The sequence below is a fragment of the Conchiformibius kuhniae DSM 17694 genome, assembly GCF_000428785.1.
Classification (GTDB): Bacteria; Pseudomonadota; Gammaproteobacteria; order Burkholderiales; family Neisseriaceae; genus Conchiformibius; species Conchiformibius kuhniae.
Genome location: NZ_AUAP01000002.1, coordinates 47,935 through 74,886 on the forward strand (window position 1 = coordinate 47,935; position 26,952 = coordinate 74,886).

25 protein-coding genes are annotated in these 26,952 nt (G+C 59.0%); 19 read left to right on the top strand and 6 right to left on the bottom strand.

Going from position 1 to position 26,952, the window contains the following annotated elements:
- The first annotated feature begins 86 nt into the window (after positions 1–86).
- From G392_RS0102380 to rodA, 5 genes are all read left to right on the top strand, one after another.
- Positions 87–1,130, top strand: coding sequence for a rod shape-determining protein (locus tag G392_RS0102380; protein WP_027008933.1), 1,044 nt, complete (start codon positions 87–89; stop codon positions 1,128–1,130).
- Between the two features lie 27 nt (positions 1,131–1,157).
- Positions 1,158–2,009, top strand: coding sequence for a rod shape-determining protein MreC (mreC, locus tag G392_RS0102385; protein WP_027008934.1), 852 nt, complete (start codon positions 1,158–1,160; stop codon positions 2,007–2,009).
- Complete coding sequence (gene mreD, locus G392_RS0102390; protein ID WP_027008935.1) at positions 2,009–2,515, top strand: rod shape-determining protein MreD; 507 nt, start codon at positions 2,009–2,011, stop codon at positions 2,513–2,515. The genes mreC and mreD overlap by 1 nt, the downstream gene beginning before the upstream one ends.
- A gap of 211 nt (positions 2,516–2,726) precedes the next feature.
- On the top strand, positions 2,727–4,811 hold the full coding sequence (gene mrdA / locus G392_RS11890; RefSeq protein ID WP_034334311.1) for a penicillin-binding protein 2: 2,085 nt from the start codon (positions 2,727–2,729) through the stop codon (positions 4,809–4,811).
- Positions 4,808–5,923 carry a rod shape-determining protein RodA gene (gene rodA / locus G392_RS0102400; RefSeq protein WP_027008936.1) on the top strand — a complete coding sequence of 372 codons (1,116 nt, stop codon included), beginning with the start codon at positions 4,808–4,810 and terminating at the stop codon, positions 5,921–5,923. Before mrdA ends, rodA begins: the two co-directional genes overlap by 4 nt.
- Before the next feature lie 240 nt (positions 5,924–6,163).
- Here the strand turns inward: rodA and radC are convergent, their stop codons facing one another.
- Entirely contained in the window at positions 6,164–6,883 is a 720-nt protein-coding gene (gene radC / locus G392_RS11895) for a RadC family protein (protein ID WP_051255529.1), read from the bottom strand.
- Between the two features lie 54 nt (positions 6,884–6,937).
- On the bottom strand, positions 6,938–7,363 hold the full coding sequence (locus G392_RS0102415; RefSeq protein WP_027008937.1) for a YidB family protein: 426 nt from the start codon (positions 7,361–7,363) through the stop codon (positions 6,938–6,940).
- Between the two features lie 137 nt (positions 7,364–7,500).
- Here G392_RS0102415 and pyrF point away from each other — a divergent pair, with 137 nt between their 5' ends.
- The 4 genes from pyrF to G392_RS0102435 are packed head-to-tail and all read left to right on the top strand — an operon-like array spanning position 7,501 to position 11,094.
- Positions 7,501–8,232: an orotidine-5'-phosphate decarboxylase gene (gene pyrF / locus G392_RS0102420; protein ID WP_027008938.1), complete on the top strand. Its 732-nt coding sequence runs from the start codon at positions 7,501–7,503 to the stop codon at positions 8,230–8,232.
- Positions 8,229–8,918, top strand: a complete 690-nt coding sequence (locus G392_RS11900) for a histidine phosphatase family protein (RefSeq protein ID WP_034334257.1) — start codon at positions 8,229–8,231, stop codon at positions 8,916–8,918. Before pyrF ends, G392_RS11900 begins: the two co-directional genes overlap by 4 nt.
- Before the next feature lie 8 nt (positions 8,919–8,926).
- A complete protein-coding gene (locus G392_RS0102430; protein ID WP_027008939.1) occupies positions 8,927–10,447 on the top strand; it encodes an RNA ligase in 1,521 nt (506 codons plus the stop codon).
- Complete coding sequence (locus G392_RS0102435) at positions 10,444–11,094, top strand: phosphoesterase (RefSeq protein ID WP_027008940.1); 651 nt, start codon at positions 10,444–10,446, stop codon at positions 11,092–11,094. The genes G392_RS0102430 and G392_RS0102435 overlap by 4 nt, the downstream gene beginning before the upstream one ends.
- Before the next feature lie 372 nt (positions 11,095–11,466).
- Here the strand turns inward: G392_RS0102435 and G392_RS0102445 are convergent, their stop codons facing one another.
- The gene (locus G392_RS0102445; RefSeq protein WP_027008941.1) at positions 11,467–12,141 is read right to left on the bottom strand and encodes a DUF6973 domain-containing protein; all 675 of its coding nucleotides are present in this window, start codon (positions 12,139–12,141) and stop codon (positions 11,467–11,469) included.
- Positions 12,142–12,190: 49 nt separating this feature from the next.
- Here G392_RS0102445 and G392_RS13485 point away from each other — a divergent pair, with 49 nt between their 5' ends.
- Positions 12,191–12,427: a hypothetical protein gene (locus tag G392_RS13485; RefSeq protein ID WP_156900766.1), complete on the top strand. Its 237-nt coding sequence runs from the start codon at positions 12,191–12,193 to the stop codon at positions 12,425–12,427.
- Here the strand turns inward: G392_RS13485 and G392_RS0102455 are convergent.
- On the bottom strand, positions 12,424–13,575 hold the full coding sequence (locus tag G392_RS0102455) for a class I SAM-dependent methyltransferase (protein WP_027008942.1): 1,152 nt from the start codon (positions 13,573–13,575) through the stop codon (positions 12,424–12,426). The genes G392_RS13485 and G392_RS0102455 overlap by 4 nt on opposite strands.
- Positions 13,576–14,016: 441 nt before the next feature.
- Between G392_RS0102455 and rsmH the strand changes: the two genes are divergently transcribed.
- The 9 genes from rsmH (at position 14,017) to murD (ending at position 24,479) form a co-directional block, all read left to right on the top strand.
- Complete coding sequence (rsmH, locus tag G392_RS0102465) at positions 14,017–14,979, top strand: 16S rRNA (cytosine(1402)-N(4))-methyltransferase RsmH (protein WP_084165899.1); 963 nt, start codon at positions 14,017–14,019, stop codon at positions 14,977–14,979.
- A 13-nt stretch (positions 14,980–14,992) separates the two neighbouring features.
- Positions 14,993–15,256, top strand: coding sequence for a cell division protein FtsL (locus tag G392_RS0102470; protein ID WP_027008945.1), 264 nt, complete (start codon positions 14,993–14,995; stop codon positions 15,254–15,256).
- 150 nt (positions 15,257–15,406) lie between these two features.
- Entirely contained in the window at positions 15,407–17,188 is a 1,782-nt protein-coding gene (locus tag G392_RS11905) for a peptidoglycan D,D-transpeptidase FtsI family protein (protein WP_034334259.1), read from the top strand.
- Between the two features lie 69 nt (positions 17,189–17,257).
- Positions 17,258–18,763: a UDP-N-acetylmuramoyl-L-alanyl-D-glutamate--2,6-diaminopimelate ligase gene (locus tag G392_RS0102480; protein WP_027008946.1), complete on the top strand. Its 1,506-nt coding sequence runs from the start codon at positions 17,258–17,260 to the stop codon at positions 18,761–18,763.
- A gap of 33 nt (positions 18,764–18,796) precedes the next feature.
- Positions 18,797–19,663 carry a hypothetical protein gene (locus G392_RS0102485; protein ID WP_027008947.1) on the top strand — a complete coding sequence of 289 codons (867 nt, stop codon included), beginning with the start codon at positions 18,797–18,799 and terminating at the stop codon, positions 19,661–19,663.
- Positions 19,664–19,863: 200 nt separating this feature from the next.
- Positions 19,864–21,222, top strand: coding sequence for a UDP-N-acetylmuramoyl-tripeptide--D-alanyl-D-alanine ligase (locus G392_RS0102490; protein WP_027008948.1), 1,359 nt, complete (start codon positions 19,864–19,866; stop codon positions 21,220–21,222).
- 39 nt (positions 21,223–21,261) lie between these two features.
- Entirely contained in the window at positions 21,262–22,389 is a 1,128-nt protein-coding gene (gene mraY, locus G392_RS0102495; RefSeq protein WP_027008949.1) for a phospho-N-acetylmuramoyl-pentapeptide-transferase, read from the top strand.
- 18 nt (positions 22,390–22,407) lie between these two features.
- Positions 22,408–23,136, top strand: a complete 729-nt coding sequence (locus G392_RS0102500; protein WP_027008950.1) for a hypothetical protein — start codon at positions 22,408–22,410, stop codon at positions 23,134–23,136.
- On the top strand, positions 23,136–24,479 hold the full coding sequence (murD, locus tag G392_RS0102505) for a UDP-N-acetylmuramoyl-L-alanine--D-glutamate ligase (RefSeq protein WP_027008951.1): 1,344 nt from the start codon (positions 23,136–23,138) through the stop codon (positions 24,477–24,479). Before G392_RS0102500 ends, murD begins: the two co-directional genes overlap by 1 nt.
- Before the next feature lie 43 nt (positions 24,480–24,522).
- On the opposite strand, the gene murG is transcribed toward murD, so the two are convergent.
- On the bottom strand, positions 24,523–25,602 hold the full coding sequence (murG, locus tag G392_RS0102510; protein ID WP_027008952.1) for an undecaprenyldiphospho-muramoylpentapeptide beta-N-acetylglucosaminyltransferase: 1,080 nt from the start codon (positions 25,600–25,602) through the stop codon (positions 24,523–24,525).
- Entirely contained in the window at positions 25,599–26,843 is a 1,245-nt protein-coding gene (ftsW, locus tag G392_RS11910; protein WP_211224345.1) for a putative lipid II flippase FtsW, read from the bottom strand. The genes murG and ftsW overlap by 4 nt, the downstream gene beginning before the upstream one ends.
- Between the last annotated feature and the right edge of the window lie 109 nt (positions 26,844–26,952).

Genomic DNA, 26,952 nt, shown 5'->3' on the forward strand with positions numbered 1-26,952 from the left:
GCGGCGGCGCGGTGCGGGGTGTGTGTCGTCTGCCGCCGCCGAACCGTGTTGAAACCGAATGGTAAAATATCAATCAGGAATATTTTATGCTGTCTTTTTTGGCCCGCTTTTTTTCCAACGACCTTGCCATCGATTTGGGTACTGCCAACACTTTGATTTATGTGGGCGGCAAGGGCATCGTGTTGGACGAGCCTTCGGTGGTGTCGGTTCAGGACGACCCGATGGGAAGCGGTAAAAAAATCACGTTGGCAGTTGGCAGGGAAGCCAAAAAAATGCTCGGGCGCACGCCCGAAACGATACAGGCGGTGCGCCCGATGAAAGACGGCGTGATTGCCGATTTGGGCGTAACCGAACGCATGCTCAAAGCCTTTATCCACAAAGCCAACAACAACCGTTTCATCTCCGCGCCGCGCATCGTGATTTGCGTGCCGTGCGGCTCGACACAGGTCGAACGCCGCGCCATCCGCGATTCGGCGGAAGCGGCGGGCGCATCGGCGGTGCATCTGATTGAAGAGCCGATGGCGGCGGCGCTGGGCGCGGGCTTGCCCGTGGCGTCGCCCACCGGCTCGATGGTGGTGGACATCGGCGGCGGCACCACCGAAGTGGGGATTATTTCGCTTTCGGGCGTGGTGCATTCGCAATCGGTGCGCGTGGGCGGCGACGCCTTTGACGAAGCCATCGTCCACTATGTGCGCCGCAACTACGGCATGATGATTGGCGAAGCCACCGCCGAAGAAATCAAAAAACAAATCGGTTCGGCGTTTCCGGGCATGGAAGTTACCGAAATGGAAGTGAAAGGGCGCAATCTGGCAGAAGGCGTGCCGCGCTCGTTCATCATCACGTCCAACGAAGTTTTGGAAGCGCTTGCCGACCCGATTTCGCAAATCGTCCATGCCGTGCGCAGCACTTTGGAAAAAACCCCGCCCGAATTGGGCGCGGACATTGCCGAACGCGGCTTGGTGCTCACCGGCGGCGGCGCATTGCTCAAAGGCTTCGACCGCCTGCTTGCCGAAGAAACGGGCTTGCCCGTTACCATTGCCGAAGACCCGCTCACCTGCGTGGTGCGCGGCGCGGGCTTGGCATTGAACGAAATCGGCAAGCTCAATTCCATCTTCATCATGAACCCCTGACGGCAGCTTGCGGGACGGGGGTGCGTGATGCCGAATCATGTTTATTTTTCCCGCAGGGGCATGCGTCCGGCGGTAAAACTGTCGCTGCTGGTGCTGCTGTCGCTGCTGCTGCTGGTGCTGGACAAGCGTTTTGCGGCGGTGGCGGAAGCGAAAAAATATTTGGCAACCGCACTGTATCCGATGCAATGGGTGGCAAACCGCCCCGTTTTGCTGTACCGTTATTTCGACAGTCTGTTTCATTCGCAAAACTACCTTTTGACCGAAAACCAGCGCCTGACCGCCGAAAACACCCGTTTGCGTCTCGAATTGGGGCAGCACGGCGTGCAGTTGCGCGAATTGGCGGAGCTGAAAACTTTGGCGGATTTGCGCCGCTACGGTTTGCAAACCACCGCAACGGCACAGGTGGTTTCCGGCGGCAAAGAACACTCGTCGGGGCGGATGGTGATTGACAAGGGCGGACGGCACGGGGTGCGCGTTGGCGATGCGGTGGTGGACGAGGGCGGGCTGCTCGGGCAGGTGGCGGCGGTGCAGCCTTTGAGTGCCGAAGTGAACGTGTTGGCGGAAAGCGCCTTGGTCGTGCCGGTTTTGGTCGGGCGCACGGGGGTGCGTACGCTGGTGTACGGCGGCGGCGGCGCGTTGGCATTGCGTTATTTTCCCGCCGATGCCGATTTGCGCGCGGGCGACGTGCTGCTGACTTCGGGTTTGGACGACGTTTATCCGGCGGGCATACCGGTGGCAACGGTCGCATCGGGCAGCCGCAACGCCGGCACCCCGTATTACAAAGTGCGCCTGAACACCGCCGCCGCCCCCCAGCGCAGCAAATTCGTGCTGGTGCTGCCGCAGCAAGCCGCCGCCGCAACGGGAGGCGAATCGCCGTGATGATGGACACTTATGACGATTCCGCCACCGCCCACGTGCCGCTCAAGCGGGTGTGCTGGAGCTTTGTTTTGTGCATGGTGGCGGATTTTATCCCCTTTACCGAGCCTTTGTACTGGCTGCCCGAGTGGAGCGCCCTGATGCTGATGTATTGGCTGATACACAACCCGCGCCGCATCGGCTTGGGTGCGGCGTTTGTGCTGGGCTTGCTGGTGGACATCGGCACGGTGTCGCCTTTGGGCAGCCATTCGCTTGCCTATTGCCTGTCGTCTTACTGGCTGATGCGCCACCGCCGCCAATTCACCTTGCAAAATTACGGCTTTCAGGCTTTGGCGGTGGCGGTGGCACTGGCGGGCAACGAAGCGGTGTTGGCACTGGTGCGCTGGCTGACGGAACACCGTTTTGCCGGCTGGCAGATATTTTACGCTTCCTTGTCGGCGGCGCTGCTCTGGCCCGTACTCAACAAAATCATGCGCATTGTCGCCCATCGCAAACGGTGGGGCAAATAAAGCCCGCCGAAAAACCTTTGCACCGTCATTCCCGCGCAGGCAGGAATCCAAAACAAATTGAAACAAACCTTGATGAAATACTGCTTGGCAGGCCGTCTGCGCGGGCATGACGGCAGTTTTTATATTTCACTGATTTTCAGTAGAAAATTGAAATGACGACACGCCCGAACGCCCCGTATGGGTCGGGGTTTCAAACCGAAAAGGAATGTTGATGAAAGATATTTGGCGCACCCCCCGCCAAATAAGCGGTCAAACCCGCCCCGACGATGCGGAACAGCAAGATTTCCGCGTGCGTCTGCTGGCGGCTTTTGCCTTGATTATTTTTGTGTTTCTGCTGCTGTTGGCACGCTTTGCCTATTTGCAGGTGTTCCGCTACGAAGAATACGCCGTCAAAGCCACCACCAACCGCATCACCCTGATTCCCACCCCGCCGATACGCGGCGAAATTCTGGATACCAACGGCGTGGTGCTGGCGCACAACTATCCCGCCTACTCGCTGGAAATCACCATCGGCAATGTGGAAGGTAAACTTGATGATTTGATTGCACAACTGCGCCAATACGCCGACATCGGCGACACCGACCTCAAACGTTTCAAAAAATTCCGCGCCGAATACCGCGCCTACGAAAAAATCCCGCTCAAACTGCGCCTCACGCCCGAAGAAGCCTCGCGGCTCGCCCCGCAGCTTTACCGTTTTCCCGGCGTGGAAATCAACGCCCGCACCTTCCGCGAATATCCCTACGGCGCACTCACCGCGCATTTTCTCGGCTACATCGGCCGCATCAGCGACCGCGACCAAACCAAGCTGGCTGAAAACAAACGCGCCGCACTCTATCGCGGCACCACCCACATCGGCAAAAACGGCTTGGAAGCGTTTTACGAAGAACAGCTTCACGGCTCGCCCGGCTATCAGGAAGTGGAAAAAGACGCGGCGGGCAACATTATCCGCGTGATTAAATCCGAGCCGCCGCAAACGGGACAGGCATTGCGCCTGTCGATGGATATCCGTTTGCAGCAGGAAGCCGACCGCCTGATGGACGGCAGACGCGGCGCACTGGTGGCAATCGACCCGCAAACGGGCGGTATTCTTGCCTTTGTTTCCAAACCCGATTTTGACCCGAATTTGTTTATTGACGGCATTGACACGGAAACGTGGAATGCGCTCAATACCGATTGGCAACGTCCCCTGATTAACCGCGTAACGCAAGGCTTGTATCCGCCCGGCTCCACCTTCAAACCGTTTATGGGCATGGCGTTGCTGGAAAGCGGCAAAATCGGCATGGACAGCGTGGTGGCCGCACCGGGCGCGTGGAGCATTCCGGGCAGCAAACATCTGTTCCGCGATTCGGTGCGGCGCGGACACGGCTCGGCGAATCTGATGAAAGCCGTGCAGGTGTCGTCCGACACCTTTTTCTACAAACTCGGCTACGAATTGGGCATTGAAAAAACCTATCCGTATTTGCAGGCATTCGGTTTGGGACAAAAAACCGGCATTGATTTGCCCAACGAATATCGCGGCGTGCTGCCCAGCCCCGAATGGAAAGAAAAACGCTTTGCCAAGCTGCCTGAAAACCGCCGCAAATGGCATCCGCCCGAAATGGTGCCGGTGTCCATCGGGCAGGGCTATAACACTTACACGCCCCTGCAAATGGCGCATGCCACCGCCATGCTCGCCAACAACGGCACGGTGTACCGCCCGCACTTGGTCAAAGAACTGCTCAACCACGAAAAACAAACCATCACCGTGATTGACCCGCAGCCGGAACGCCGTCTGCCGTTTGCGCCCGAACACTTTGATTATCTGAAAGAAGCGATGGCACGGGTGATTCGCGGCGGCACGGCGCGGCGCATCGGCGGCGGTTTGCGCTACAGCATGGGCGGCAAAACCGGCACGGCGCAGGTGGTGCAAATCGCGCAGGGCAAAACCTACAACGCCGCCGCCTTGCGCGAACAACACCGCGACCATGCGTGGTTCGTATCGTTTGCGCCGGTGGAAACGCCGCAGATTGCCGTTGCCGTGATTTTGGAAAACGCCGGCTGGGGCGTGAAAGCCGCACCCGTAGCGCGGCAACTGACCGATTTTTATCTGTTGAAAATCAAAACGGGGCGCGTGGACAAAGACGTGAAAGGCGCACAACTCACCGCCAATCCCTTGCTGGCGGAAGAGGAAAGCGCGTCCGCCGCCGCATCGCCGCCCGCGCTGCCGCCCTATGCCGCACTCGCCCGCAGCCGCGCCCAAAGCGCGTCCCAAACTTCCGAACCCGCCGCCGCTTCAGGCAGCCACGACACAAAATGAACCACAAACACAACGACACGCTGGTCAAACTCCGCAAACTGCTGTGGGAGCCGATGGACAAATGGCTGTTTTTCGCCATGCTCACCGTGTATGTGATGAGCCTGTTTCTGCTGTATTCGGCGGACGGCGGCGACATCGGCCAGCTCCGCAGCAAAACCGTGCATACCGTTTTCGGATTTGCGCTGCTGTGGCTGATAGCCCGCGTCCGCCCGCAAACCTTGAGCAATTTTGCCCCGCCTGCCTATGTGTTGGGCGTATTGTTGCTGGTGGGCGTACATTTTTTCGGCGTAACCGTAAACGGCTCAACGCGCTGGCTGAACTTGGGCATCGTGCGCCTGCAACCTTCCGAAATCATGAAAATCGCCCTGCCGATGGTGGTGGCGTGGTATTTCCAGCGTTACGAAGGCAAGTTGCGCTGGTTTCACTATATCGGCGCATTGCTGATTATTTTCGTGCCGGGCGCCTTGATTTTGAAACAGCCCGATTTGGGAACGGCAACGCTGATTATGGCTTCGGGATTGTTTGTGGTGTTTTTTGCCGGACTGCCGTGGAAAGCCCTGTTTGCGTCTGTTGCCCTGTTTGCCGCGTCCTTGCCGTTTGTGTGGCTCTACGGCATGCACGACTACCAAAAAACCCGCGTGATGATGCTGCTTGACCCGACCAAAGACCCTTTGGGCGCGGGCTACCACATTATCCAATCGATGATAGCGGTGGGTTCGGGCGGCGTGTGGGGCAAAGGCTGGCTGAACGGTACGCAAACGCATTTGGACTATATTCCCGAAGCGACTACGGATTTTATCTTTGCCGTGTATGGCGAAGAATTCGGTTTGATTGGCAATATTTTGCTGTTGCTGGTGTATTTGGTGATTTTGGGGCGCGGGCTGTACATCGCTTCGCTCGCGCCTACGGTGTACAGCCGCACGCTGGCGGGGGCACTGACGATGACGTTTTTCTGTTACGCTTTTGTAAACATGGGCATGGTAACGGGGATTTTGCCGGTGGTGGGCGTGCCTTTGCCTTTGGTGAGCTACGGCGGCACGGCAACGCTGTCCATTATGATGATTTTGGCGTTATTGATGGGGATTTCGTATCAGAACCGAATGAAATCATGATGGTGTTTTTGTATTTTACTGATTTTCATTGGAAAATTCATCAATTGACCGAAAAAAACACCGCACCGTCATGCCTGCACAGGTGGGAATCCAAGTTGAAGCACAATAAACGGTGATAAAACATCGTTTGCCACACATCAGACAATGGATTCCCGCCTGTGCGGGAATGACGGCGCATTTTTATTATCGAACTGAATTTTAAGTAGAAAAATTTAGATGGTGGTGCGCCCAAGGCGGTGCTTATGTGTCGTCCTGCGGCTTGAAACATGGCGCGTGTGCTTCGGGGGCAAGCCAGCCTTGTCGGGCGAACGATACGGTTTGCCGTGCGGTAACGATGAAGTGGTCGAGCAGGGTGATGTCCAGCAGTGCCAGCCCCGCACGCAGTTTGCGGGTGAAGGTGTGGTCGGCGGGGGAGGGGGCGGGGTTGCCGGAGGGGTGGTTGTGGGCGAATATGACGGCGGCGGCGTGGTGTTGCAGAGCGTGTTTGGCGATTTCGCCGATGTACACGGTGTTTTCCGCCACGGTACCGCGTGCCATTTCGCGACAGGCAATCAGGCGGTTTTGTGCGTCCAGCAGCAGTGCCAGCGACACTTCTACGGGTTCGTGTCCCAAGCGCAGCCGAAGGTAGTCGGAGACGGTGTCGGGCGAGTCGAACACGGGGGCTTGGCGCAGTTGTTCGCCCAAAACGCGCCGTCCGATTTCCATGACGGTGCAAAATTGGGCATACGATGCCAAGCCCATGCCGCGATGTTGCGACAATTCGGCAAAGGGTGCGTTCATGACGCCGCCCAAGCCGTTGAAGCGGTGGAGCAGGGAACGTGCCATGTCCACCGCGCTCATGCCTTGCGTGCCGGTACGCAGCAAGATGGCGAGCAGTTCGGCATCGCTTAATGCGCCCGCGCCGCGTTCGAGCAGTTTTTCGCGGGGGCGTTCGTTTTCGTGCCAGTCTTTGATGCTCATGGTGTTTGTGCAAACGCGGTTTTCCGACAGGGGGAAAACCGCGTTTTGTTGTTTTTATTTTTTCAGAAAATTGCCGATGACCAAGCGGGCGATGTCGTCCAAGCCGAAGCCGTTTGCATCGGCGGCGGTGCCGTTGGGGGTGAGTGTGTTGATGATTTGCGGCAGGTGTTGTGCCAGCAGGTTGCCCGCCTGATTGGCGTCCAAGCCGAGTTTGGCAGCCGCTTCCTGCAAGCCGCCGCCCAAGGCGTTTTGGATTTGGGCGGCATCGGCGGGGGCGTTGGTGCCGTTGCCAATCCAGCTTTGCACGGTGCTTGCCAAGTCGCCTTGTTGCAGTTGTCCGAGCAGGGCGCCGAAATTGCCGCCGTTTTGTTGTACCAGTTGCCGTACCAAGTCTACGGCTTGGATTTGTCCGTTGCCGTCGGTGTCTTTGAGCAGGTTGGCGGCGTTCGCCAGTGAGGAAATCGAGTCAAACAAACCCATGTGTTTCTCCGGATAAAAATTGGGGTGAAAAGCGTGCGAGTGTAGCCTGTTTTGGCGCTTGCCGAAACACGGCGGCGGCGGTCTTTACGCAATTTGACGGTATAATGGGCTTTTTGAGTCGGAATCAGGAGTGTTTGATGAATCCTTTGGTTGGTGATTTTGCCCGTCCCGCCGCGCCCGCGCCGGTGATTGTGGCATTGGATTTTGCCGATGCGGCGCAAACTTTGGCGTTTGTGCGCGGTCTTGACCCCGCGCAGTGCCAGTTGAAAATCGGCAAGGAGCTGTTTACCGCAACGGGACGGGCGTTGGCGGAGCAGCTGATGGCGCAGGGTTTTAAATTGTTTTTGGATTTGAAATACCACGATATTCCCAATACGGTTGCCCAAGCGTGCAAGGTGGCGGCGCAAATGGGGGTGTGGCTGCTCGATGTCCACGCGGGCGGGGGGCGGCGCATGATGGAAGCGGCGGCGGAAGCGGTGGCGGGGTTTGCCGAACGCCCGAAGCTGCTGGGGGTAACGGTATTGACCAGCATGGAAGCGGCGGATTTGCGCGAATTGGGCTGGGCGGACGAGCCGCAAACGCTGGTGCGCCGTTGGGCGGCGTTGGCACAGGATTCGGGGCTGGACGGTGTGGTGTGTTCGGCGCAGGAAGCGCAGATGTTGCGGCAGGACGCGGGCGCGGATTTTCTGCTGGTTACGCCGGGCATCCGTTTGGCGGACGGCGCGGGCGGCGATGACCAACGCCGTGTGATGACGCCCGAACAGGCAGTGGCGGCGGGCGCGGATTATCTGGTGATGGGTCGTCCGATTACCCGCGCTGCCGACCCTGCCGCCGTGTTGCGGCAAGTCAATGCGGCGGTGCGGGCATGAAGCGCGATTTGGACGTTTACTTGGTGCGGCACGGGCAAACCGAATTTAACGCCGCACTGCGCTTGCAGGGTCATGCCGATTCGCCGCTCACCGAAGCGGGGCGCGAAGGGGCGCGGCAATTGGGCGACACCCTGCGCCGCGAGCTGCCCGCGCCCGTGTTTGACGCGGCGTTTTGCAGCAGCCTTGCCCGCACCGCCGCCACCGCCCGCATCATCTTGAGCGCGGCGGGGCAGCCCGATTTGCCCGTAACCGCCTTGGCGGATTTGCGCGAATACGGCTTTGGCGAATTTGAAGGGCGCGATGCCGCCGTTTTGTACCGCCGTTTGGCAGACGAACTGGGCATCGCCGACACCGAAACCCTGCTGCACCGCTACCGCCACCACCCCGAACACAACCTGTTCGCCCGCGTCCTGTCGCGCCTGCAACCGCAACATTCGGAAACCGAACAAGCGTTTACCGAACGGCTGTGGCGCGGTATGGACGCGGTGGCGGCGCGCAGCCCCGAACGCGGGCGCGTGTTGGTGGTGTCGCACGGCATGGCGATTGTCGCCCTCATCAAACGCCTCAATCCCCAAGCCATTTTGTACAAAAGCCCGCCCAACGCCGCCGTGTCGCGCCTGCATTTTGACGGAACGGCTTGGCGGATTGTCGCCGTTGCCGCGCCCGACAACGGCACAAGACCCTAGGAACCATCATGCAAACCTTTATTTTGATACGCGGACACCAAGGCTCGGGCAAATCCACATTCGCCCGCGAACAAATCGCCGCCTTTCAGCGCGACTATCCGAACGGCGAAGTCGTCCACATTGAAAACGACCTGCTGCTGACCGATGAACACGGCGTGTACCGTTTCAGCGCGGACGCGCTCGCCCAGGCGCAGGAAGCGGGGCGCAAACGCTTTCAGGCAGCCCTGAAACGCGGGCGCAAACAGCCGCACGCGCCGATGCTGATTGTCCATTCCAACACCAACCAAAAAGCCCGCGCCTGCATCGCCCTGCTTCAGGCAGCCCGCAAACACGGTTTTGAAACAAAAGTTTACCGCCTGCACAATTTTTTCCCCAATCTGCACGGCGTAGCCGAAGCGGACGTGCTTGCCGCCTACCAAAAGCTTAACGCCAATCCCCTGCGCGAAGAAATCCACGTTCCCGCCGTGCGCCCGATGTCGGCGGAACAAGCGCAAGCCCTTGCCGATGCCGAGCGTTTTGCCAAAGCCCCGCCTCCGTTTGACCCGATACGGCAAACCTTTGTCAGCGCGGACTATTTACGCTTCGGACAACGCAACTTCACCGCCAAAACCTCGCGCCGTTATCCCGACCTGCGCGTACTCAAATACCACCGCAGCGTGTTTTACGAAAACCGTTTTGACGATGCCCTGCTGGAAATGCGCGGGCTGGTGTTGGACAAATACGACCAAATCATCGTGCGCCCGTTCAAAAAAACCTTCAACCACTCCGAACGCACCGCACCGAACAGCCCCTATCCGCTTCACATCACGGCGGAACACCGCGTAAACGCCGTCATTAAAATTAACGGCTTTCTCGGCTGCTGCACCTTTGTGCAACTGCCTCCCGACCACCCCAGCGCGGGCGCGGCGTTTGACGGACAAGTGCTGTATTCCACCACCGGTTCGCTGGACAGCGATTTCGCCCGCATGACCGAACAACATTGCCGCCAATACGAAGCCCTGTTCAGGCAGCACCCGAACCGCACCTTTCTGTTTGAAATTACAGACGAAAACGATGTCCACATTATCCGCGAGCGTTTGGGCGAAACCCTGATTGGCGCGGTGGACGTGGCAACGGGCAACATGGCGGGCGAACGCGAATTGGACGACTTGGCGGCGCGTTTCAACGCCGCACACCCGCAAACGTGCCTGCACCGTCCCGAGCGTTTGGAAAACATCGCCTTCGGCGAGCTGCTGGAACGCCTGAAAACGGTGAAACATGAAGGTTTTATGGTGTTTGACGCGGCAACGGAAGAACTGTTGTTCAAGCTGAAATCGCCGTTTTATCTCACGTCCAAATTTTTCGGGCGCGGTACGGAAGCGTCTTTGTCGCGCAAGCTGGACAAACGCCGTGCCGATGAAGAATTTTATCCCCTGATTGATGCCGTCCACGCCCGCCGTGCCGAATTTGACGCTTTGGACGAATTGGGTAAAATCAAGTTTATTCAGGATTTTTTAAATAACAGCATTAACGGGGAACAGGCAGCATGAGCAAGATTTTTTTCACGTCCGACCTGCATTTTTCCCATGCCAACATCATTAAATTCTGCCCGACTTTCCGTCCGCAAGATGTTGCTGAAATGGACGAATATTTAATCCGCAAATGGAATGAAACGGTGTCGCCGCAAGACACGGTTTACAATTTGGGCGATGTGTCGTTTGCCCGCGACATCGGGCGGATTGAAGCGGTGTTGCGGCGGCTGAACGGCACACATCATTTGATTTTCGGCAATCATGACGGGCTGTTGCGCCAACACGCGCCGCGCCTGTTGGCGGAATGCAAGTGGGACGGTTTGCCCGTGTTGGCTTCGGCACAGGATTATCTGCTGCTGGACGTGCCTGAAATCAAACAAAAAATGGTGTTGTTTCATTATCCGATACAGGAATGGGACGGTTGCCACAAGGGTTGGTATCATTTGCACGGGCATATCCACGACCGCACCGCCAAGTTGCGCGGGCGGGTGTTGAACGTGGGCTGGGATTTGCACGGGCGGTTTTTGACGGCGGACGATGTGGACGGTTTTTTGCGCGGTTTACCGAAAACGGCGCATTTCGGCGATAAAAACACGCCGCCCGATAATGCGGAAACGGCGGCGCAGGCAGTGCGGAATGCCTTGCGGGAAAATAATGGTTTGTAAAATAAGAAGAATAAGCAAGGTGCGCCCCGCGCACCGTTTTTGAAACAAAACAACGGTGTGCAGGACACACCCTACGACAATATTCCCTCCCCCGTTTACGGGGGAGGGTAAGGGAGGGGGAATGAACGTTTGTTTCCCAAGAAAATTTGTTGAAAATGCGGGCGTTTTGCCCCCACCCCAGCCCTCCCCCGCAAGCGGGTGAGGGGGATAGGTTTTCAGGCAGCTTGAGATTTGATGTTTGCCCGAAACGGTAAAAACACGCCGTCATTCCCGCGAATGCGGGAATCCACTGCCCGATGCTTGGCAAGCGATGTTTTATCAAGGTTTGTTTGAATGCGTTGTTGGATTCCCGCTTGCGCGGGAATGACGTGGTCAGTGTTTTGAATGTTCCCGCGCCTGTTGCGCCGCCAGCTTTTGCCGCTCTTGCGCAGTCATGCCGTTTTCGTCCAGCTTTGCCAATTTGGACAAGGCGTTGCGGTAGGCGTTTTCGTCCAAACGGGTTTGGCTGATGCGCCACACCGTTTTGCCATGCGTTTTCACGGGCGCAATCGTCCACAAACCGTTGCGGCGGTATTCGTCCAACAACGCGGCGGCAAGGGCGTTCATATCGCGCCCGCCGCGTGCGCTGCCGATGCGCCGTCCGATGGCGTTGTTACGCAGGTCGGCGGCTTCATCGGCGCGGTAACGGTCGGGATAATCGGCGCTGTCGTGCAGCACCGCGCTTTTTTCGTAGGCATTGCCCGCTTTTTGCGCGATGTCGCTGCCGAAACGGGCGGCAATCGCCGCTTGCCACAAGGAATGGCGCAGGGCATTGACTTGCGTGCCGCGCCCGTCTCCGTTGGCGCGGTTGTCCAAGCCCACGCGCTCGGACAGGCGCACGGCGTTGCTGGTGATGTTGGGGGCAAGGGCGTGTTTGTCGCCGATGGCGAGCGCGGCAAGCGGGTGGCGCAGGGCGAACGATGCCAGTTGCGGTTTGTCTTTAAACGGGGCGCAACCGCTTTGGTTGAGCGCGGCAAGGGTGCATAACAGGGCGATTTTGGCGGACATGGCAAAAGGCGTGATGATGGCACAAAGTGCGGTTAAATGGGGTTAGGGCGTGTCATCATTTACTTATGCGGCGGTATTTTCAGCCCATTTTGGCTTGAAAAACCGCTTCGCAAAGCAATTGATGATACGCCCTGGCGTGCGTTATGGTTTTGAGCGGCAAGCGGATATTGCCGTCATTCCCGCGCAGGCGGGAATCCATTTTGCTACTTTGGCAACAATTTGTTTTATCAATATTCTTTGTGCTGAATTGGATTCCCGCCTGCGCGGGAATGGCGGTGTGGTTTAAAGTTTGTGGCACAAATCGCCGTGCGTGAAACCGAGCCAATCCGCGTCCACGTTTTTCCCAAAGGCGATGACTTTAAACAATTCGCCCATTTCCTGCGGCGCGGTCAGCACTTGCACGGCGGCGGCTGCCTGAATGTAGTCGGGGCTGCGCGGGTCGGGGTGCGCCTGCGCCATGATGCCGGCAATGCCCAAATTCAGCAGAAAACGCGCCTGCGTGGTGTAACCGATTAAATCCAAACCGCTATCGCAACCCGCTTGCGCGATGTCGGTAAAATTGACGTGGGCGGTCAGGTCGGTCAGCCCGATGCGGAAAAACGGGTCGTGAATGCTGTGGTGGCGGTGGTGTCCCATCAGCGTGCCGTCCGCGCGTTGCGGGTGGTAATATTGTGCGGCATCAAAGCCGTAGTCCAGAAAAATCATGCCGCCGCGCCGCAGTTTTTCCGCCAGCGTGCGCACGAAAGCGTGTTGTTCGGGGTGCAGTTCGGAAACGTAATCGGGAACGGGCGGAAAATAGTGCGCGGCTGCCTGAAGCAGGTTTTCATCGTCAAGATTTTGTTCTTCAAAAACAAATTTCCCGCCGCGCCACGCCACGCCGATGCGCCGGAAGCCGCCGTCCGCCGTGCGTTTGACACGCTCCACAGGCATTGCGTCCAACACTTCGTTGCCGATAATGATGCCGTCAAAATGTTCGGGCAGCCGCGACAAATGCACCACTTTTTCCGCGTGTTCGGGCGCGTGTGCGGCGATGTGGGCGCGTTGCCGCTCCGCCAAATCGGGCGAAACTTCCACAATCACGTATTGGCGGATTTCGGGCAGGGCGTGGAGCAGTTGCGCCGCCAATGCGCCCGTTCCCGCACCAAATTCGTAAACGTTGCCGTCCGTTTGCGGCAGCAGTTGCGCCAACTGCACCGCCAGTGTGCGGGCAAACAGTGGGGTGAGTTCGGGCGCGGTAACGAAGTCTCCGCCCGCGCCGATTTTGTGTGCGCCGCCGGTGTAGTAGCCGTGTTGCGGGTGGTAGAGTGCCAATGCCATAAAGCGCGAAAACGGCAAGATGCCTTGTGTTGCGGCTTCGGCGCGAATCAGGGCGCACAGGGCATCGCAAGCGGCTTGGGCACCGGCATCGGGCGGGGGCAGGGAGGCGGTTGTCATCAAAATTCCTTTTGTGGGCGGGTTATGCCGAACAGGGGTGGTGTGTGGCGTGCCGTTTTGTGGCGTGAAATACCGTGTTTGAAAGGTTAAATTGTGTAAAACACACGGTGGGCGGGCGTATTATAACTGTTTTGCGCAGGGTGGTCGGATTATTTGTCCGTTCTGTTTTTTATGGCGATTTTGGTTTGACCGGTGCCGGATTCCGTGATTGGGCGCGTGCGGGTGCGGATTTGCCGCCGGTGCGGGCGCGTGCGGGCGGGGGTGCGCGGCGGCGGCAGGTGTTTGACCGTGCCGCCGATTTTTTTGTATAGTGCGGTTTTGGGGCAAACGGGCGTGTTGCATACCGTTTTTGCCCGCATCACGCCCGCCCCGCTCCGTCCCCAACCGAGACGCGCACGGGGCATACAAATGCCCTGCCGTACGGATTTTCCCTTGATTGCCATGACCGAACACGCTCACACCACCGTTTTGCTGCACGAAGCCGTTGATGCGCTCAATGTCCGTGCGGACGGCGTTTATGTGGACGGCACGTTCGGGCGCGGCGGGCATTCGCGGCTGATTTTGTCGCGCTTGGGGGCGGCGGGGCGTTTGGTGGTGTTCGACAAAGACCCGCAGGCCGTTGCGCTTGCCCGCGAATGGGCGCAAGGCGATGCGCGCATCAGTGTGGTGCATGACGGTTTTGCCACGCTGTCGCAGGCTTTGGACGGCTTGGGCATGGGCAGGGCAGACGGGATTTTGTGCGATTTGGGCGTGTCGTCGCCGCAGCTTGACGATGCTTCGCGGGGCTTCAGTTTCCGTTTTGACGCGCCTTTGGACATGCGTATGGACACCACGCGCGGGCAATCTGCGGCAGAATGGCTCGCCCAAGCCGAAGAACAACAGATTTACGAGGTCATCAGAGATTATGGTGAAGAGCGGTTTGCCCGCCCGATTGCGCGTGCGATTGTTGCGGCGCGGCAGGACGGGTGTCCCATCGATACAACCGGCAAGCTGGCGCAAGTCGCGGCGCGGTGCGTCCGTACTCGCGAGCGCGGGCAAGACCCCGCCACGCGCACGTTTCAAGCGGTGCGGATTTTCATCAACCGCGAGCTTGACGAAATCCGCGCGCTTTTGCCGCAGGCGGCGGCGCGGCTGCACACGGGCGGGCGTTTGGCGGTAATCGCCTTTCATTCGCTGGAAGACCGCATCGTCAAGCAGTTTGTCAAAACCCACAGCACGCCGCCGCCCGTTCCCAAATGGGCATTGGTGCGCGATGCCGATTTGCCGCCGCCGCCGCTTCGTGCGGTGGGGCGTGCCGTCAAACCTTCCGCAGCCGAAACCGCCGCCAATGCGCGGGCGCGTTCGGCGGTGCTGCGCGTGGCGGAGCGTACCGCCGCGCCGTTTGCCCGCGATGTTTTTAATTGAAGATAAATCATTTATGTTTACCAAACTCAATGCCGTGCTGTTGGCGGCCGTGCTGGCTTCGGCGTATTATGTGGTGGATTTGAACAACAGCATCAAACACCAAACCCAGCTTTACGGCAAAGGTCAGGAAGCCGAAATCCGCCTCAATCAGGATTATGCCGAGCTGCAGTACGAACACAGCCAAGCGGTGGATTTGAAGCTGGTGCATACCGCCGCCGGCAAAATGCGCATGCACGCCCCTTCGCCGCAGGAAACCGTGATTTTGCAGTTTCGCTGATTGGTTGAATTTGGTTTGAAACCCCGCCGTTTGCGGCGGTAAAATAAGCCGTAACCCCGTCCGAATCAGGGCAAGGCGCAGGGCGGTGCCCGATGTGCCGCCCTGTGCGTTGAAACATTAACCCGTTTTCCCGAGAATGCAAAGCCCAAAATGGCTGCCGAACCACCCAAAACAATAAAAGACGTTTCACCCGTAACCAGCAATTCGCGCCTGATGATGGTGCTGATTGTGATTTGCATGGCGTTTGTGTGCTTGGCGGTGTACAGCGTGTTTATTCACGTCAGCCACCGCACCGAGCTGAACCGCTTCGGCGAAAACCGCCTGATTCGCAGCATCAGAGAGCCTGCCCTGCGCGGCATGATTACCGACCGCGACGGCACGGTGCTGGCGGTCAGCCGCCACCTGCGCGTGCCCACGTTCAACCCGCAGGCGATTTACGAGCCCAAACGCAAAGGCGACCCCGTCAATTGGCAAACCATCAGCGACGAGCAGTTTGCCAAAATGGCGGAAATTCTGAAAATGCCCGAAAACGAGCTGAAAGGCAAGCTGCAAGACACTTCGGTCAAATACCTGAACCTGAAAAAAGAACTCTCGCTTGCCGAAGCGGACGAACTCAAGGCATTGAAAATCCCGTCTTTGCGTTTTGAAGAGCGCAGCGAGCGCAGCTATCCTACGGGCAATCTGTTTTCGCACATTGTCGGCTTTGCCAACAGCAAGGGCGTGGGCTTGGAAGGCATCGAGCGCACCGAAAACGACAACCTCAAAGGCGAAGACGGCAAGCAAATCGTGATTCGCGACCGCCACGGCAACATCGTGGAACTGATTGATTCGCCCGAAAACACACCCGCCCGTTCCGGTCAGACGCTGGTGTTGTCGGTGAATCAGGAAATCCAGCGCTTGGCGCGGGACGAGCTGGGCAAGGCACTGCGCCAGTTCAATGCCAAAGCGGGCGGCGTGGTGGTGCTGGACGCAAAAACGGGCGAGATTCTGGCGATGACCAGCATGCCCGATTACGATGCCAATTTCTACACCCAGTTTCCCGAAGACAGCTTCCGCAATTATGCGGTGGGGGTAACGATGGAGCCCGGTTCGGTGATGAAGCCGTTTATCGTTGCCAAAGCCATCGATGACGGCAAAATCGGCCGTCATACCCGCTTTGACACGCGCCCTTTTCCCATCGGGCGCAAGATGATTCGCGATACCCACGAATATGCGAGCCTAACATCGGAAGGCATTTTGCAAAAGTCGTCCAATGTCGGCACCAGCCACATCGCGGCGATGTATCAGAACCAAACTTTGTACGATTATTTCACTGCCATCGGTTTCGGGCGCAAAACCAATTCGGGCGTGAGTGGCGAGCAGAACACGCCCTTGAAACCGCCCGAGCGTTGGGGTCAGCTTGACAAGGCGGTGATGTCCTACGGCTATGCGATGACGGCGAATATGCTGCAGATGGCGCAGGCGTACACCATTTTTACCAATGACGGCAAGCTGCTGCCCGCCACCATTTACAAGCGCGACCATGCGCCGGCAGGCACGCCCGTTATCCGTCCGGCTACGGCGGCGGTGATGCGCGACATGATGATTAGCGTAACCCGCGAGGGCGGAAGCGGCATCAACGGCGCGGTACCGGGCTACGATGTGGCGGGCAAAACCGGCACGGCGAAGAAAGTCAGCGAAAGCGGCGGCTACGAAGACCGTTACCGCGCCAGCTTTGTCGGCTTCGCGCCCGCGCAAAACCCGCGCCTGATTGTGGCGGTAACGATTGACGATCCGCGCGGCAAGGGCTATTACGGCGGCGCGGTGGCGGGGCCGGTGTTCCGCAACGTGATGGCGGGCGGTTTGCGGGCTTTGGGCGTGAAACCGACCCGTGCGGTGGAAGACGATGCACCCGTTTCGCAGGAAGCCGTTGCCGAACCTTCCGAACCGTGAGTGCCGCCGCCCGATGCGCCGCCGAAGTGTGTGTGTTCGGGCGGTTTTTGTTTTGAAAAGGAAAAAATCATGTACACCAGCCTGAACGCCCCCGCTCTGGAAACCGAGTTCGCCAACCTGCCCGCGCCCCTGCCCGACAGCGCGTTTTTGCACGCCGACAGCCGCAAAATCCGTGCGGGCGACGTGTTTGTGGCGTGTCAGGGCGAGTATGTGGACGGGCGCGACTACATCGCCGCCGCCATCGCGCAAGGTGCGGCGTTTGTGTTTTGGGACGACGACGGCCGTTTCAAATGGCGCGATGAATGGCGCGTGCCGAATGCGGGCGTGAAAAACCTGCGCGAGCGGGCGGGGATTTTGGCGGCACAGATGTACGGCGGTGTTTCAGGCAGCCTGAACATTGTCGGCGTAACCGGCACCAACGGCAAAACGTCTATTACGCAATGGCTTGCCCAAGCTGTTGATATTCTGGAACAACGCCAAGCCTGCGCGATTATGGGAACGGTGGGCAACGGCTTTTGGGGCGGCTTGCGCGAGGCCACCCACACCACGCCCGACCCCGTGTCGGTACAAACCCTGCTGCGCGGCTTTGTGCGCGAGGGTGCCAGCCATGTGGCGATGGAAGTGTCCAGCCACGGACTGCACCAATGTCGTGTCAACGGCGTACCGTTTGCCGCCGCCGTGTTCACCAACCTCACCCGCGACCATCTGGATTATCACGGCTCGATGGCGGAATATGGCAACACCAAAGCCCGCCTGTTTTACTGGCAGGGTTTGCGCCACGCCTTTATCAATGTGGACGACCCTTTCGGCGCGGAATTGCTCGCCCGCGTGCGCCGCGACCGCCCCGGCACCGCCGCCTACGGTTACGGTTTTGCCGAAAACGCCGATGTCCGCATTACCCGTTTTCAGGCAGCCCCGCACGGCATGGAAGTGTCCCTGCACACGCCTTGGGGCGAATGCGACATCGCCACGCGCCTGCTCGGACGGTTTAACGCGCAAAACTTGGCGGCGTGTGTGGGCGTGTTGTGCGCCCAAGGCTACGCGCTTGCGGACGTGGCGGACGCGCTGGCGCAAATCCGTCCCGCCACCGGACGCATGGACTGCATCGCCGAAGCGGGCAAACCGCTTGTGGTGGTGGACTACGCGCACACCCCCGATGCCTTGGAAAAAGCCCTGTCCACCCTGCGCGAAATCCTGCCCGCGCACGGCAAACTGTGGTGCGTGTTCGGCTGCGGCGGCAACCGCGACCGTGGCAAACGCCCCCTGATGGGCGCGGCGGCGGCGGCGCACAGCGATTATCCCGTCGTTACCAGCGACAATCCGCGCATGGAAGCCCCCGACACCATCATCGCCGACATTCTCCCCGCCGTGCCGCAACCCGCGCTGGTGGAAGCCGACCGCCGCCGCGCCATCGCCCAAGCCGTGTTGCAGGCCGCGCCGGACGACATCGTACTGATTGCGGGCAAAGGACACGAAACCTATCAGGACGTTCAAGGCGAAAAACAACATTTTTCCGATTTTGAAGAAGCGCGGGCGGCGCTGGCGCGGCGTTTGCCCGAATGTAGCGGACGTTAAATTTTCAGGCTGCCTGAAAAAAAGGAAATCAAAATGAATCTGAAAAAATGGGTCAAAACCGCCAACATCATCGGTATGACCGCCGCCATTATCCTGATTTATTGGGTGTTTGCCTTTGTGTTGGTGGTGGCGTTGGACTTGCGCGTGTTTGCCGAAAAATTAACCGGCATTTTCGGCATGAGCGTGTTTGGCATACTCGCGCTGATGGCGGCGGCGCTGATGTTGAACATCATGTTTAACTTAAGCCGCATCGCCGACCGCAGCGAAGGTTTGTCCGCCGCAAATGTTCAGGCAGCCGCGCCGCAGGGCAGAAAACGGTTGTGGCTGTTTGCCGCCCTGTTTCCCCTGTTGGCGGGCTTGCTGCTGGGCGGCGACCGTTTGAGTGCCGCGAAAAAACGCGAAGTGATGCTCGCCCAAGCCGCCGAAACCTTGCGCGTCCACGCGCCCGCCGCCGCCCGTCTTGCCGCTTACCGTTTTCAATACAACTATTTCCGAAAATCCAATCAAGACTTGGCGGATTTGAACCGTTTGTTCAAAGGCAATGTGTCGCTGCTCGTGCCCGACCGCATCGGGCAGGAAAACGTGTTTTTGGAAATCCGTTCAGTAGATGGTTTTTCAGACGGCACGGACGTGCAACTGCATGAAACCGCAGACGAAATCTCGCTGTATCAGCCGCAGCAAAAAGAGCGCACACATTTGCGGAAAAGCGAACTGCTCTATCGCGGCGGCGCGGAACAACGCGCCTATTTGCAAAAAGTGTTTGCCGAAAACAGCCGCCAAATCCGTTTTGACGACCACAAGGGCAACTACGAATTGTTTTACCCGCATCAGGTAAACGGCAAAACGGTGGGCGTGTGGCTGTTTAACGAACGCCAATATTATGGGAAATTCGGTAGTTGAAGTACGGTCATCAATTAACCGAAAAACCTTTGCACCGTCATTCCCGCGTAGGTGGGAATCCAAAACAAATTTAAAAAAACGGTGATAAAACATCGCTTGCCAAACATCGGGTAGTGGATTCCCGCATTTGCGGGAATGACGATGTTGTTTTATTTTAGAATTTGAGATTTGATTTTTCAGGCTGCCTGAAACAAAAAACCATGAAAAACCTAACCCTATCCTTTATCACCCAAACACTCGGCATTCCCGCCCCCGCCGCCGATGCCCCCATCGGCCACATCACCACCGACAGCCGCCAAGCCCGCGCGGGCGATTTGTTTGTCGCGCTGGTGGGCGAAAAACACGATGCCCACGATTTTGTACCCGATGTGTTGGCAAAAGGCGCGTTCGCGCTGGTGTCGCGCCCCGATTGCGCCGCGCTCGCGGGCTGCCTGAAAACGGACGACACCCTGCACGCGCTGCAAACCTTGGCGGCGGCGTGGCGGCAGCGCATCAAGCCCTTTGTGTTCGGCATCACCGGCTCAAGCGGCAAAACCACCGTCAAAGAAATGTTGGCAACCATATTGCGCCACACTTTCGGCGCGGACGCGGTGCTGGCAACGGCGGGCAATTTCAACAACCACATCGGTTTGCCGCTTACCCTGTTGAATTTGCGCGAAAACCACCGCTACGCCGTGATTGAAATGGGCATGAACCACGCGGGCGAATTGGCGCAACTCACGCGCATCGCCCGCCCCGATGCCGCGCTGGTAAACAACGCCATGCGCGCGCACATCGGCTGCGGTTTTGACGGCGTGGACGACATCGCCCGCGCCAAAAGCGAGATTTATCAAGGCTTGAGCGGCACGGCGGTGCTGCCTGCCGAAGATGCGCGTTTGCCCCTGTTTCAGGCAGCCGCGTCCGCGTTTGCGCAAATCAGCTTCGGCGCAGAAGCGGGCGACGTTCACGCCGAAAACCTGCGCCTGCTGGCAAACGGCAGCGAATTTGATTTGGCGTGCGGCGCGGAACGGGCGGCGGTGCGCCTGCCCGCACCGGGTCTGCACAACGTCCGCAACGCGGCGGCGGCGGCGGCGTTGGCGCGGTGTGCGGGCGTGTCTTTGGCGCAATGTGCGGCGGGATTGCAACACTTTGCCACCATCGGCGGGCGTTTGCAGTTTAAAAACGGTATTCGCGGCGCCAGCGTGATTGACGACAGTTACAATGCCAATCCCGACAGCATGAAAGCGGCGGTAGACGTGTTGGCGGCACAGCCCGCGCCGCGCGTGCTGGTAATGGGCGATATGGGCGAATTGGGCGAAGCCGAAGCCGCCGCCATGCACGCCGAAGTGGGCGCGTATGCCCGCAGTCAAGGCATTGAAGCGGCGTATTTTCTCGGACACCACAGCGCGGCGGCGGCGGAAGCCTTCGGCGCGGCGGGCTTGTGGTTTGCCGATGCCGACCCGCTTATTCAAGTGCTGACCCACGATTTGCCAAACGGCGCAAGCGTGTTGGTAAAAGGTTCGCGTTTTATGAAAATGGAGCGGATTGCGGGCGCGTTGGCAGACGTTCAGGCTGCCTGAACGCGTTTTTCAAACATTTTGCAGTAAAAGGAAGTACCCATGTTTTTATGGCTGGCACACGTTCTTGACGATTGGATTAAAGCGTTCAACGTCTTTCAATACACCACCTTCCGCGCGGTGATGGCGGCACTGACCGCGCTCGCGTTCAGCCTGCTGCTGGGCCCTTGGACAATACGCAAACTCACCGCCCTGAAAGTCGGGCAAGCCGTGCGCACGGACGGCCCGCAAACCCACTTGGTCAAAAACGGTACGCCCACCATGGGCGGCGCACTCATCTTGACCGCCATCAGCGTGTCCACCCTGCTGTGGGCGAACTTGGAAAACCGCTACATCTGGATTTTGCTCGGCGTGCTGCTGGCAACGGGTGCCTTGGGCTTTTATGACGACTGGCGCAAAGTGGTGTTCAAAGACCCCAAAGGCGTGTCGGCGCGGTTTAAAATGGTGTGGCAATCGGCGGTTGCGTTGGCGGCGGGCATCGCCCTGTTTTACCTGCTGGCGGACGGCAGCTACGTTGCCGACCCGAAAATCCCCGATGCCGCCGTATCCGCCAACCGCATTTTGATTATTCCCTATTTGAAAATGCTGCTGCTGCCTTTGGGCGCGGCGGGTTTTGTGGTGCTGTCGTATCTGACCATTGTCGGCACCTCCAACGCGGTCAATCTGACGGACGGTTTGGACGGCTTGGCGGCGTTTCCCGTGGTATTGGTGGCGGCGGGTTTGGCGGTGTTTGCCTACGCGGGCGGACACAGCGAATTTGCCCGTTATCTGGTATTGCCCTACGTTCCGGGCGCAAACGAAGTGGTGGTGTTCTGCGCGGCGATGTGCGGCGCGTGTTTGGGCTTTTTGTGGTTCAACGCCTATCCCGCGCAAGTGTTTATGGGCGACGTGGGCGCGTTGGCACTCGGTGCGGCACTCGGCACGGTGGCGGTGATTATCCGTCAGGAGCTGGTGCTGGTGATTATGGGCGGGCTGTTTGTGGTGGAAGCCCTGTCGGTGATGATTCAGGTGGCGTGGTACAAAAAAACCAAAAAACGCATTTTCCTGATGGCGCCGATTCACCATCATTACGAACAAAAAGGCTGGAAAGAAACGCAAGTGGTGGTGCGTTTTTGGATTATCACCATCGTGCTGGTTTTGGTGGGCTTGAGTTCGCTGAAACTGCGCTGACACGATAAGGAACAGGCTGTGCGCGAAACAGACGGAAATGCGGGCGGACGGGTGGGGCTGTGGCTGGTGTTGCTGCTGCTGCTTTTGGGGGCGGCAGCGTTTGCGGCATGGCGCTTGGTGGACGCCTTGGGCGAAGGCGCGGCAAACATCAGCAGTCAAGTCAAACAGGCAAAACCCATGCCCGATGTGAACACGGAAACCTTGTCGCAGGTTTCGGGCGCATTGCCCCCGCCCGATTGGCACGTTGCCGAAAATGTCAGCAGTGGCACGGATTTGGCGGTGCAAAAAGGCGAATTTCTGTATCGGGACGGCCGTCCTGTGGTGCGGCTTGCCCTGTACAATCAGGGCGGATTTGCCATCAGTGCCGCCAAAATCAGCCTGTCGCTGCTGCTGGACGGGGAGGAAAGCCCGTTTGCGCGGGCGGAGGCTTTGGACATTCCCTTTGACGGACGCGTGCTGCTGCCCGGCGAAAGCTTGATTGCCGACCTTGCCGTTGAGGACGAAACATGGCTGGACGAAGCCGTCCGCAGCGCGGCACAACGGCGCGTGTTGGCACAAGTGGTGTTCGTCAATGATGCCGACCGTGACAACATCGACTATCCGCAAACGGGCGCGGGCGTGTATTTGAAACAGGTTGGCGAAGACTGGGGCGGCGCACCCGCACAGCAAGCATGGGACGCCGCTTCCGAAGCCGAAGAAGACGGCGCAACGGCAGATGCAGAACCAATCATCAAGGAACAACCATAATGAACTGGCACAACAAAAAAATTTTGGTGGCGGGGCTGGGCGGCACGGGGCAGTCGCTGCTGGCGTGGTGTCGCGCCAACGGCATGGACGCGGCGGGCTACGATGCCAAACTGAATGACGACACCGCCGCCGCCTTGCGGGCGCGTTTTGACGGCGTGGAACTGCTGTCGGGCAGCTTGCGCGATGCGTTGGCGGGGCGCGACGTGCTGCTCATCAGTCCGGGCATCAGCCGCCGCTTGCCCGAAATCACCGAATTTGAACGCATCGGCGGCACGGTAAGCGGCGATGTGGACATTTTGGCGCATTTGCTGCGCGACCGTTCCGACCGAATCATCGCCATCACCGGCAGCAACGGCAAAACCACCGTTACCTCATTGGTCGGGCATCTGTGCCGCGCCTGCGGCTGCGACACCGTCGTGGCGGGCAACATCGGCACACCCGTGCTGGACGCGTGGCTGGCGCGTGGCGGCAAAAGCGCGGACGTGTGGGTGCTGGAGCTGTCCAGCTTCCAACTGGAAACCACCCCGCACCTGAACGCTGCCGCCGCCGTGTGCCTGAACGTGTCCGAAGACCACCTCGACCGTTATGACGACCTGCTCGATTACGCGCGTGCCAAAGACGCGGTGTTCAACGGCACGGGCGTGCAGGTGCTGAATGCCGATGATGCCTTTTGCCGCGCCATGAAACGGGCGGAACGCGAAGTGCGTTGGTTTTCCCTGCACCCTTTGGCGGACGGCTACGGCTTGAGTATCGATAAAACGCATTTGATGCATCGGGGCGGCGCTTTGCTGGCGCGGGAGCGGATTCCCCTGCAAGGCGAACACAACGCCGCCAACGTATTGGCAGCATTGGCATTGTGCGAAGCGGCGGGCTTGCCGCGCAAGCAGTTGCTTGAAGCGGTGAAAAATTTTGCCGGCTTGCCGCACCGCGTGCAGAAAATCGCCGAAAAGCGGGGCATCACCTTTATTGACGACAGCAAAGGCACGAATGTGGGCGCAACGGTGGCGGCGATGGCGGGTTTGCCGGAAAAAATCGTGCTGATTGCGGGCGGGCAGGGCAAGGGGCAGGATTTCCGTCCCTTGCGCGATGTCGTGCGCGACAAGGCGCGGGCGGTGCTGCTGATGGGCGCAGACGCGCAGAAAATTGCCGATGATTTGAGCGGTTGTGGCGTGCCCGTGCATTTTTGCGCGACCTTGCCCGATGCGGTGGCGCAAGCGGCGGGCTTGGCGCAAGCGGGCGACACCGTGTTGTTGAGTCCTGCTTGTGCCAGCTTGGACATGTTCCGCAGCTATGTTCATCGCGGAGAGGTGTTTGCACAAGCGGTGGCGGATTGGTGTGTATGACGGTTGGGAAGACGGTTTGGCAAAATCACCAAACCGTCTTTTTTTATGATGTTGCGCCCGCCGCCCGTTCGGCAATGTCGGCAACGGCAACGGCACTGTCGGGCATTGCCAAAGTGCGGGCGTTTTCCGCCCAACGCAAGCAGGTGGCGCGGTCGAGTCCCGCCAGCGTTTCGGCGAGCGCGGCGGCGGTGAGCTGTGCCTGCGGCAGCAGCAAACCCGCTTCCGCCGCGACCATAAAGCGGGCGTTGGCGGTTTGGTGGTCGTCTACGGCATGGGGGTAGGGCACGAGCAGCGCGCCGACGCCGGCGGCGGTGAGTTCGGCAATGGTGAGTGCGCCCGCACGGCAGACCAGCACGTCGGCATCGCGGTATAGGGTGGTCATGTCGTCAATAAATTCAACGCATTCCGCCGCCACGCCGTGTTGCGCGTAGGCGGCTTGCAGGGCGGGCAGTTTGCCGCGTCCGGCTTGGTGCAACACATGGGGGCGTGCGTCTGCGGGCAATTGCGCCAGCGCGGCGGGCAGGATTTCGTTCAGCATTTGCGCCCCCAAGCTGCCGCCGACCACGCACAGCCTGAGTTTGCCCGTGCGCGTGGCGAAACGTTGTGCGGGTGCGGGCAGGGCGGCGATGTCGGCGCGGACGGGGTTGCCCACCAAGCCTTCGGGGTGGCGCGGAAACGCTTGCGGAAACGCCGACAACACGGCTGCGGCATGCCGTGCCAATTTCTTGTTCGACAATCCGGCAACGGCGTTTTGCTCGTGGATAATCAGGGGAATGCCCGCCAATTTCGCCGCCACGCCGCCCGGAAAGGTAACAAAGCCGCCAAAGCCGACCACCGCATCGATGCGGTGTTTGCGCAGAATGCGGCGGGCGGCACGAATGGTGTTGAGCAGGGTAAACGGCAGCACCAGCTTGCGCTGCCAACCGTTGCCGCGCACCCCCTTCATGGCAACCGTTTCCAATTCGATGCCGTGCTTGGGAACGAGTTGCGCTTCCATGCTGTCGCGGCTGCCCAGCCACACCACCGTGTGTCCGCGTTCGCGCAGCTTCTCCGCCACCGCCAGCGCGGGAAAAATATGCCCGCCCGTGCCGCCCGCCATCAGCAGGAAATTTTTGCGATTCATGATGTTTGCCGCTCCGTATTGTCGGGGTCATCGTCTCCCGCTTCGGCGGCTTCTGCCTGCGCCCGTTTGCGCTCCGCTTCCGCCTCGTGCGGGTCGGTGAAAGTGATGCCTTTGATTTTCATCTTGTTTTCATAATCCACGCGCAGCAGAATCGTCAGCCCGACAATAATGATGACCAAAGACGAACCGCCGTAGGAAATCAGGGGCAGCGTCAAACCCTTGTTCGGCAACAGGCTGATGTTCACCCCGATGTTGATAAAGCTCTGCACCGCCACCCACACGCCGATGCCGATGGCGACAAAAGAATTGAAATGCAAATCCAAATCCCGCGCATTGCGCCCGATGGAAAACGCCCGCCACACAATCCACGCATAGCAGAAAATCAGCAGCGTAACCGTAACCAAGCCCAACTCTTCGGCAATCACCGCCAAAATAAAATCGGTGTGCGCTTCAGGCAGAAAACCGCGCTTGAACACGCCGTTGCCCAAGCCTTCGCCAAACCAGCCGCCGCGTTCCATCGACATCAGCGAACCCATGCTTTGATAGCCCGTGCCGGTGGGGTCTTTCCACGGCTGCCACATCACACTCATGCGGCGCATACGGAAATCCGAAGTGGCAATCACCGTTGCCGCCACCGAAATGCCGATGCCCACCACCATCGCAAACCAACGTGCGGGCAGATTCGCGAGAAACAGCATCACCAGCGCAATCGCAAACACCACCATCGCCGAACCCAAATCGCGGGTCAGCAAAATAAAACCGATGCCCAAACCGATGGGAACGGCCACCCATTTGACCTTGCCGAAATCGTGCAAAATCTCCAAGCGCCGCTTGAAAAAACTCGCCATATACAAAATCGTCATCAGCTTGAAAATCTCGCTGGGCTGGATTTTCAAACCGCCCGGCATCGGCAGCCAACGCTTCGCACCGTTGATTTCCTCGCCCACCAAAGGCACGATGGCAAGAAAAATCAGCGCAAACGGCAGCAGCAGCTTCGTCCAGCGCAGCCACCGCCACATCGGCACGCGGCACAACAAAGCCGCCAGCAAAATCCCGATAACGGCAAACTGGCATTGCTTGATGAAAAACACGGCGCGGTTGGCATAATTGTGCAAACCCGCCTGCGCCACCGAAGCCGAATACACCATAATCAGCCCGAATCCGAGCAGACACAGCAGCACCCACATCAGGGTTTTGTCGTAATGCCCCTGCCGCATCTGCATTTGGCGGTAACCGGGCATGCTTGGGCGCGTAAACGGTTTGGCTTTCGGAAAAAGTTCTGGAAATTTCATTGCTGGTGCGTGTTTCTACCGCATCGGGACAGTCGTGGCAAAGACAGACGGTCGCGCC

What these genes read in the sequence shown, in the direction of transcription:
- G392_RS0102380 (WP_027008933.1), top strand. Translation starts at nt 87, where the DNA reads ATGCTGTCTTTTTTGGCCCGCTTTTTTTCCAACGACCTTGCCATCGAT.
- mreC (WP_027008934.1), top strand. Translation starts at nt 1,158, where the DNA reads ATGCCGAATCATGTTTATTTTTCCCGCAGGGGCATGCGTCCGGCGGTA.
- mreD (WP_027008935.1), top strand. Translation starts at nt 2,009, where the DNA reads ATGATGGACACTTATGACGATTCCGCCACCGCCCACGTGCCGCTCAAG.
- mrdA (WP_034334311.1), top strand. Translation starts at nt 2,727, where the DNA reads ATGAAAGATATTTGGCGCACCCCCCGCCAAATAAGCGGTCAAACCCGC.
- rodA (WP_027008936.1), top strand. Translation starts at nt 4,808, where the DNA reads ATGAACCACAAACACAACGACACGCTGGTCAAACTCCGCAAACTGCTG.
- radC (WP_051255529.1), bottom strand. Translation starts at nt 6,883, where the DNA reads ATGAGCATCAAAGACTGGCACGAAAACGAACGCCCCCGCGAAAAACTG.
- G392_RS0102415 (WP_027008937.1), bottom strand. Translation starts at nt 7,363, where the DNA reads ATGGGTTTGTTTGACTCGATTTCCTCACTGGCGAACGCCGCCAACCTG.
- pyrF (WP_027008938.1), top strand. Translation starts at nt 7,501, where the DNA reads ATGAATCCTTTGGTTGGTGATTTTGCCCGTCCCGCCGCGCCCGCGCCG.
- G392_RS11900 (WP_034334257.1), top strand. Translation starts at nt 8,229, where the DNA reads ATGAAGCGCGATTTGGACGTTTACTTGGTGCGGCACGGGCAAACCGAA.
- G392_RS0102430 (WP_027008939.1), top strand. Translation starts at nt 8,927, where the DNA reads ATGCAAACCTTTATTTTGATACGCGGACACCAAGGCTCGGGCAAATCC.
- G392_RS0102435 (WP_027008940.1), top strand. Translation starts at nt 10,444, where the DNA reads ATGAGCAAGATTTTTTTCACGTCCGACCTGCATTTTTCCCATGCCAAC.
- G392_RS0102445 (WP_027008941.1), bottom strand. Translation starts at nt 12,141, where the DNA reads ATGTCCGCCAAAATCGCCCTGTTATGCACCCTTGCCGCGCTCAACCAA.
- G392_RS0102455 (WP_027008942.1), bottom strand. Translation starts at nt 13,575, where the DNA reads ATGACAACCGCCTCCCTGCCCCCGCCCGATGCCGGTGCCCAAGCCGCT.
- rsmH (WP_084165899.1), top strand. Translation starts at nt 14,017, where the DNA reads ATGACCGAACACGCTCACACCACCGTTTTGCTGCACGAAGCCGTTGAT.
- G392_RS0102470 (WP_027008945.1), top strand. Translation starts at nt 14,993, where the DNA reads ATGTTTACCAAACTCAATGCCGTGCTGTTGGCGGCCGTGCTGGCTTCG.
- G392_RS11905 (WP_034334259.1), top strand. Translation starts at nt 15,407, where the DNA reads ATGGCTGCCGAACCACCCAAAACAATAAAAGACGTTTCACCCGTAACC.
- G392_RS0102480 (WP_027008946.1), top strand. Translation starts at nt 17,258, where the DNA reads ATGTACACCAGCCTGAACGCCCCCGCTCTGGAAACCGAGTTCGCCAAC.
- G392_RS0102485 (WP_027008947.1), top strand. Translation starts at nt 18,797, where the DNA reads ATGAATCTGAAAAAATGGGTCAAAACCGCCAACATCATCGGTATGACC.
- G392_RS0102490 (WP_027008948.1), top strand. Translation starts at nt 19,864, where the DNA reads ATGAAAAACCTAACCCTATCCTTTATCACCCAAACACTCGGCATTCCC.
- mraY (WP_027008949.1), top strand. Translation starts at nt 21,262, where the DNA reads ATGTTTTTATGGCTGGCACACGTTCTTGACGATTGGATTAAAGCGTTC.
- murD (WP_027008951.1), top strand. Translation starts at nt 23,136, where the DNA reads ATGAACTGGCACAACAAAAAAATTTTGGTGGCGGGGCTGGGCGGCACG.
- murG (WP_027008952.1), bottom strand. Translation starts at nt 25,602, where the DNA reads ATGAATCGCAAAAATTTCCTGCTGATGGCGGGCGGCACGGGCGGGCAT.
- ftsW (WP_211224345.1), bottom strand. Translation starts at nt 26,843, where the DNA reads ATGCCCGGTTACCGCCAAATGCAGATGCGGCAGGGGCATTACGACAAA.